The sequence below is a fragment of the Mycobacterium sp. genome (assembly GCF_049683355.1).
GTDB lineage: Bacteria > Actinomycetota > Actinomycetes > Mycobacteriales > Mycobacteriaceae > Mycobacterium.
On record NZ_JBAUJB010000290.1, the window covers coordinates 1 to 6,140 of the forward strand.

Annotated in this window: 6 protein-coding genes; 5 read left to right on the plus strand and 1 reads right to left on the minus strand. The window is 66.9% G+C overall.

Annotation, left to right across the window (positions count from 1 at the left end; genetic code table 11):
* On the plus strand, window positions 1–469 hold a 469-nt coding region (locus WA944_RS16940), incomplete at its 5' end, for a PadR family transcriptional regulator (protein ID WP_526647167.1).
* Between the two features lie 89 nt (window positions 470–558).
* Here the strand turns inward: WA944_RS16940 and WA944_RS16945 are convergent.
* Entirely contained in the window at window positions 559–2,100 is a 1,542-nt protein-coding gene (locus tag WA944_RS16945) for an NCS1 family nucleobase:cation symporter-1 (protein ID WP_526611663.1), read from the minus strand.
* Between the two features lie 165 nt (window positions 2,101–2,265).
* Between WA944_RS16945 and WA944_RS16950 the strand changes: the two genes are divergently transcribed.
* The 4 genes from WA944_RS16950 to WA944_RS16965 form a co-directional block, all read left to right on the plus strand.
* A complete protein-coding gene (locus WA944_RS16950; RefSeq protein ID WP_526370522.1) occupies window positions 2,266–3,024 on the plus strand; it encodes a class I SAM-dependent methyltransferase in 759 nt (252 codons plus the stop codon).
* 71 nt (window positions 3,025–3,095) lie between these two features.
* Window positions 3,096–4,583 carry a glutamate-cysteine ligase family protein gene (locus WA944_RS16955; RefSeq protein ID WP_526370524.1) on the plus strand — a complete coding sequence of 496 codons (1,488 nt, stop codon included), beginning with the start codon at window positions 3,096–3,098 and terminating at the stop codon, window positions 4,581–4,583.
* A gap of 245 nt (window positions 4,584–4,828) precedes the next feature.
* Entirely contained in the window at window positions 4,829–5,461 is a 633-nt protein-coding gene (locus WA944_RS16960) for a TetR/AcrR family transcriptional regulator (RefSeq protein WP_526370526.1), read from the plus strand.
* A partial coding sequence (locus WA944_RS16965) for a cytochrome P450 family protein (RefSeq protein WP_526647168.1) occupies window positions 5,353–6,140 on the plus strand: 788 nt, incomplete at its 3' end. The genes WA944_RS16960 and WA944_RS16965, both read left to right, overlap by 109 nt.

The window sequence follows — 6,140 nt, forward strand, 5'->3', positions numbered from 1 at the left end:
CGGCAAGCGTGGTGGCCCCCGCGGGAGCGGCCGCGGAAGGCGCGGTGACGTGCGCGCCGCGATCCTCAAGCTGCTCATCGACGGACCGATGCACGGTTACGAGATGATCCAGGAGATCAACGAGCGCAGTCAGCAGTTGTGGAAGCCCAGCCCGGGCTCGGTGTACCCCACCCTGCAGTTGCTGGTCGACGAGGGCCTGCTGGTGGCGACCGAGTCCGAGGGCAGCAAGAAGCTCTTCGAGCTCACCGAGGACGGACGCGCTGCCGCCGAGAAGATCGAGACGGCGCCGTGGGATGAGATCACCCAGGGAGCCGACCCCGCCGCGATGGGCCTGCGTACCGCCGTCGGCCAGCTGATGGGCGCGGTGGGCCAATCCGCCCACGCGGCGACTCCCGAGCAGCAACAGCGCATCGTCGACATCGTCAACAATGCCCGCCGCGAGATCTATCACGTCCTCGGAGAGGACTGAACGGCCGCGTCCTCGGAGAGGACTGAGCTGCCACGTCCTCGGAGAGGACCGAGCTGCCGAAGCCTCGGAGAGGACTGAGCAGCCACGCCTCAGGCGGTGACGGACTGCTTCGGCGCCTCCAGCGGCTGGCCTCGCATCACCAGCATGTGCAGCGCGGCACCCAGGGCGGCACCGAACACCCACGCGAAGCCTGACAGTGCGTGCAGCGCGGGCACCCACACTGCGGAGATGGCGAACACTCCCGACACCGCAAAAGCCCAGAGCGCCCGGATGTTCCAGCCTCTGGTGAAGTAGTAGGTCCCGGCGGGGTCAACCGAGTACAGATCCTGCAGCTTGAGGTGTTGACGCCGCAGCAGGAAGTAGTCGGCGATCATGATGCCGTACAGCGGTGCCAGCACGGCGCCGAGGGTGTCGACGAACTTGGGCAGACCGGCGTTTCCGATGACCGACACCCACAGTGCCCCGATGACGAATCCCAGTGCCGCGGTGATGAATCCGGCGATCCGGAAGTTGAGCTTCTCCGGCTTGAGGTTGACGATGTCGTAGACCGGCGGAATGAAGTTGGCCACCAGGTTGATTCCGACGGTCGCGACGAAGAAGGTGACCGCGGCCAGGATGCTCAGCCACACGTTGCCGACCGCGCCGACGATGTCGGCCGGGTTGGTCATGGGATCACCCTGCCCGTCCTGGAACACGATGTAGGCGCCCGCGGTGATGAACAGCGACAACAGGGTGAACACCGTCAGGCTCACCGGCAGTCCGAGCAGGTTGCCCCGCTTCATCTCCTGATCGCTGCGGGTGAACCGGGCGAAGTCACCGAAGTTGATGATCACCGCCGAGAAGTAGGCGATCATCGTCCCCACCACCCCGACGAACGCGGCGAGCGCAGCGGTGCCCTGCTTCTCCCCGGCGAACAGATCTCCGACCGAACTCAGCAGGCCCGATCCGGCCTGCCACCAGATCGCGACCAGCAACAGGATCATCACCGCGTAGACCGCGGGTCCTGCGAAGTTCAGGAACTTCACGATGCCGTCCAGACCGCGCACGAAGAGCCAGATCTGGAAGCCGGCCACCACGGTGTAGGAGACCCAGTCCACCCAGGTCATCCCCAGCCAGGTCGCCGTCGGCGTCGCACCGAGCACGGCGTTGATCGCCAATGCTACTGCGGTGGAGGCGAAGTACGTCTGGGCGCCGTACCAGAAGATGGCCACGATGCCCCGTACGGTCGCCGGGAACATGCCCCCTCGTACGCCCATCGACGCCCGCGCCACGACGGGGTAGGGCACGCCGTACTTCACGCTCGGCCGCCCCGACCAGTTCACGAAGAACATCACCAGGGCGCCGGACAGGACGATCGCCGCAAGCACGAACCAACCGTTGATCCCGGCGGTGACGAAGAGGCTGGCGGCGAGCGTGTAGCCGGCCAGGCTCTGCACGTCGTTGGTCCAGACGTTGAAGATCTCGAACCAGCCCCATTTTCGCTGTGCCGGTGAACTCGGGGCCAGCTCGTCGTTGTGCAGCGAACTGTGCGCATCTGCGGCGACGAAGCCGTCGGCCACGACCGCTGCGGACGGCGAAGACGCGACGACGATGGGATCCTGGCTAGGAATGTCGCTCTTGTCGATGGCCATCAGGCTCCTTCCCCCCTGGGCGCTGGCGCACCAGGACGGTGCACGGAGATGACGTGACGCTATGACGCGGCGATTGCGGGCATGTGAGCCACGTGTTTCCGCTTGGTGACCACAGCTCGGTCCGGGGGCTGCAGCCGGGACGGTGGTTCGTCCATGATGGAGCGCATGGCTATGACGAGAGTCGACGAGATCGCCCGGATGCCGCGGGGTGGTCCGGACGCGTCATGTCTGGATCGGTTGTTGCAGACAGAGCGGCAGGAGTACCTCGACCGCGACGACGTCGACCCGCGGGTGAAACGCAGCGTGGTCCGCGCGCTGGACTGGACCGGCCAGGTCTTCGGCAACCATGAGAGATTCGCCGCGACAGCCCTCGACGAGGTGGCCGAGGTCGCCGATCCGGCGATCCTGGAGTTGGGCGCCGGGCATGGCGGGCTGTCGCACAAGCTGCTGGAGTGGCACCCGACCGCCAGGGTGACGGTGACCGACGTCGAACCCGCGTCGGTAGCCGCCATTGCGGCCGGGGATCTCGGGACGCATCCGCGGGCGACGGTCCGGGAGATGGACGCGACCGCGCTGGACGCCGCCGACGGACAGTTCGACCTGGCGGTTTTCGTGTTGTCGTTCCATCACCTGGCCCCGACAGCGGCCGCGCGGGTGTTCGCCGAAGGCACCCGGGTGGCGTCCAAGCTGTTGATCATCGACCTACCGCGGCCGCCGGCGCCGCTGCACCTGCTGAGGCTGGCCACGATGCTGCCGTGGGCGCCGTTCGCCCCGTCTGTCCACGACGGCGTGATCAGTTCGCTGCGTGCCTACAGCCCCTCGGCGCTGCGGGCCCTGGCCCGTCATGCTGACCCCGACATCGACGTCCAGCTACGCGGCGGGCTGCTCAGCCCTCAGGTGGTGGTGGCCACGCGCGCACGCTGACCCGCCGCGAGTGCGCGCAGAATGACGGCAATCGCGGCGTGTCGGCGCGCAAACCCGCGCGCTCGCCGACAATGGGCGGTGTGGGTGAGGAACTGACGCACAGCGACTTCAGTCGCGAGCACCGCCGCGACTACCGGCGCAAGGTGCAGCTGTCCCTTGACGTGTTCGAGACCATGCTCGCCCAGTCCAGCTTCGACTTCGAGAAGCCGCTGACCGGCATGGAGATCGAATGCAACCTGGTGGACTCCGACTACCAGCCCGCGATGAGCAACGCCGAGGTCCTCGCATCGATCGCCGACCCGGCCTACCAGACCGAATTGGGCGCCTACAACATCGAATTCAACGTGCCGCCGCGCCGGCTGCCCGGACGGGCCGCGCTCGAGCTGGAGGACGAGGTCCGCGCCAGCCTCAACGCCGCTGAAGTCAAGGCCAACAACCACGGCGCCCACATCGTGATGATCGGCATCCTGCCGACACTCATGCCAGAACACCTCTCCGGACACTGGATGAGCGAGTCGAACCGCTACCAGGCGCTCAACGACTCGATCTTCACCGCGCGCGGCGAGGACATCATGATCGACATCGCCGGGCCAGAACGTCTGTCCCTGCAGACCGCCTCCATCGCGCCCGAATCCGCCTGCACCAGCATGCAGCTGCACCTGCAGGTCTCCCCCGCAGACTTCGCCGACAACTGGAACGCCGCCCAGGTACTGGCAGGCCCGCAGTTGGCGCTCGGCGCCAACTCGCCGTACTTCTTCGGCCACCACCTGTGGTCGGAGACCCGCATCGAGTTGTTCGCCCAGGCCACCGACACCCGCCCCGACGAGCTCAAGACCCAGGGGGTGCGCCCCCGGGTGTGGTTCGGTGAGCGGTGGATCACCTCGATCTTCGACCTGTTCGAGGAGAATGTGCGCTACTTCCCGTCGCTGCTGCCCGAGTTGTCCGACGAGGACCCGGTGGCCGAACTGGCTCAGGGCCGCACCCCGCACCTGTCCGAACTGCGGCTGCACAACGGCACCATCTACCGGTGGAACCGGCCGGTCTACGACGTCGTGAACGGGCGGCCGCACCTGCGCGTCGAGAACCGGGTGCTGCCCGCGGGCCCGACCGTACTGGACATGATGGCCAACTCGGCCTTCTACTACGGGATGCTGCGGGCGCTCTCGGAGGAGGACCGGCCACTGTGGACGAAGATGAGTTTTGCTGCGGCGCAGTCCAATTTCGCGGCCGCAGCCCAGCACGGCATGGACGCGCGGATGTACTGGCCGGGTCTGGGTGAGGTGACCCCCGACGAGTTGGTGTTGCGGCAGCTGCTGCCGATGGCCGAGGAGGGGCTGCGCCGCTGGGAGGTCGCCGCCGACGTGCGCGACCGCTACCTCGGGGTGATCGAGGGGCGCGCCAAGACCGGACGCAACGGTGCGGCGTGGCAGGCCGCCGCGGTCGACGCGCTCCAAGATCGCGGTATGAGTCGGCCCGCGGCGCTCGCCGAGATGCTGCGGTTGTACTGCCAGCAGATGCATTCCAACGGCCCGGTGCACACCTGGGACCTGCCGAGCTGACAGCTTCGCTCCGTTCGTTCGCCTCGAGCGCGCGCTCCCGCACGCCGATTGCGGTGCGCCGCTGTGCAGACATGCGCGCTCGCGGAACTAAGCTAAGAGCTTGACCGGAGGACACGGACTGGTTCCATCTGAACAGCGTTCGAATCCGAACATTGTTCTAAAGGGGTGCCCCCTCGGTCGGGTCCCGTCGATCGGCCTCGGTACTGCCCTATGGGGCGCTGGGCCGGGAACACCTGGTCAAGCACCTGCTCGAGCTCGCCCGGCGAGTGGGGGTCGACAACGTCACGATGCGAAACCTCGCCGAGCAGGCCGGAACATCGGCGTCCTCGGTCTACTACCACGTCAAAGACAAGGCCGCGCTCCTCGACCTGTTGGTCGACTCGGTGCTGGAGAGCATCGAGGTCCCTGCCGACGGTGATTGGGAGCAGCGCATCAGTGAGCTCTACGACAACGCCTGGCGTGCCATGGTCGCCATCCCGGGCATCGCCGCACTGGTTCAACAACGCCCGTTGGTCGGCACCGCCCATGCCATGGACCACACGGCCAAGCAGATTCTCGCCGAATCGGGTTGGGCACCTGCGGAACTGGATGCTGCGCACGCCGTGCTCTACATCCATCTGCTCGGCTCGGTGCAGTTGGAGCACCATTTGAGCCGCGCCGGCGCCGGCGATTCACAGCTGATATTCCAACACGGCCTGCAGGTGATCCTGACCGGCCTGCGGCACACCCACCGTCCTCAGTGGCCAGGAGAACCTTCATGCCACAGCCCCTGCATTCACCGACGTTCTACGCGGGCGACCCCTACCCCGCCTACCGGGAGCTGCGGGCCACCGAGCCGGTGTGCTGGAACGCCGAGGCCGGGTTCTGGGGGCTGCTGAAGTACGAGGACGTCCGGTACGTGTCGACCAACCCCGCGTTGTTCTCCTCGGCCAGGGGTATCACCATTCCGGACCCGGCGGTCGAGAACCCGGTGCTCGACGGCAGCCTGATCTTCACCGATCCGCCGCGGCACCGGCAGCTGCGCAAATTGATCAACACCGGCTTCACCCGCCGCCAGGTGGCCATTCTGGAACCCAAGCTGCGGACGTTCGCCCGCGCGGCGCTCGACAGCATCGACCCCGATGCGAGCACCGAGTTCGGCGAGCAGATCGCCGCCCCGCTCCCGACCCGGATGATCGCCGAACTCCTCGGCGCTCCCGACAAGGACTGGGAACAGTTCCGCACGTGGTCGGATGCCACGGTGGGCATGGACGACCCGGACGTGGAATTGGACACCTTCGCTGCATTGGGCCAGCTCTACGAGTACTTCCAGGAGCTGATCTCACAGCGCCGGACGGGCGCCCTCGGGAACACCGACGACCTGCTGTCAGTCCTGATGGCAGCCGAGGTCGACGGCATCCGGCTGACCGATCAGGATCTGCTCCAGTTCTGCCTGCTGGTGCTCGTCGCGGGCAACGAGACGACGCGCAACCTGATCGCGCTGGGCACTCTGGCACTGATCGAGAAACCCGAGCAGTTCCAGTTGCTGCGTGCCCATCCCGAGTTGATGACCTCTGC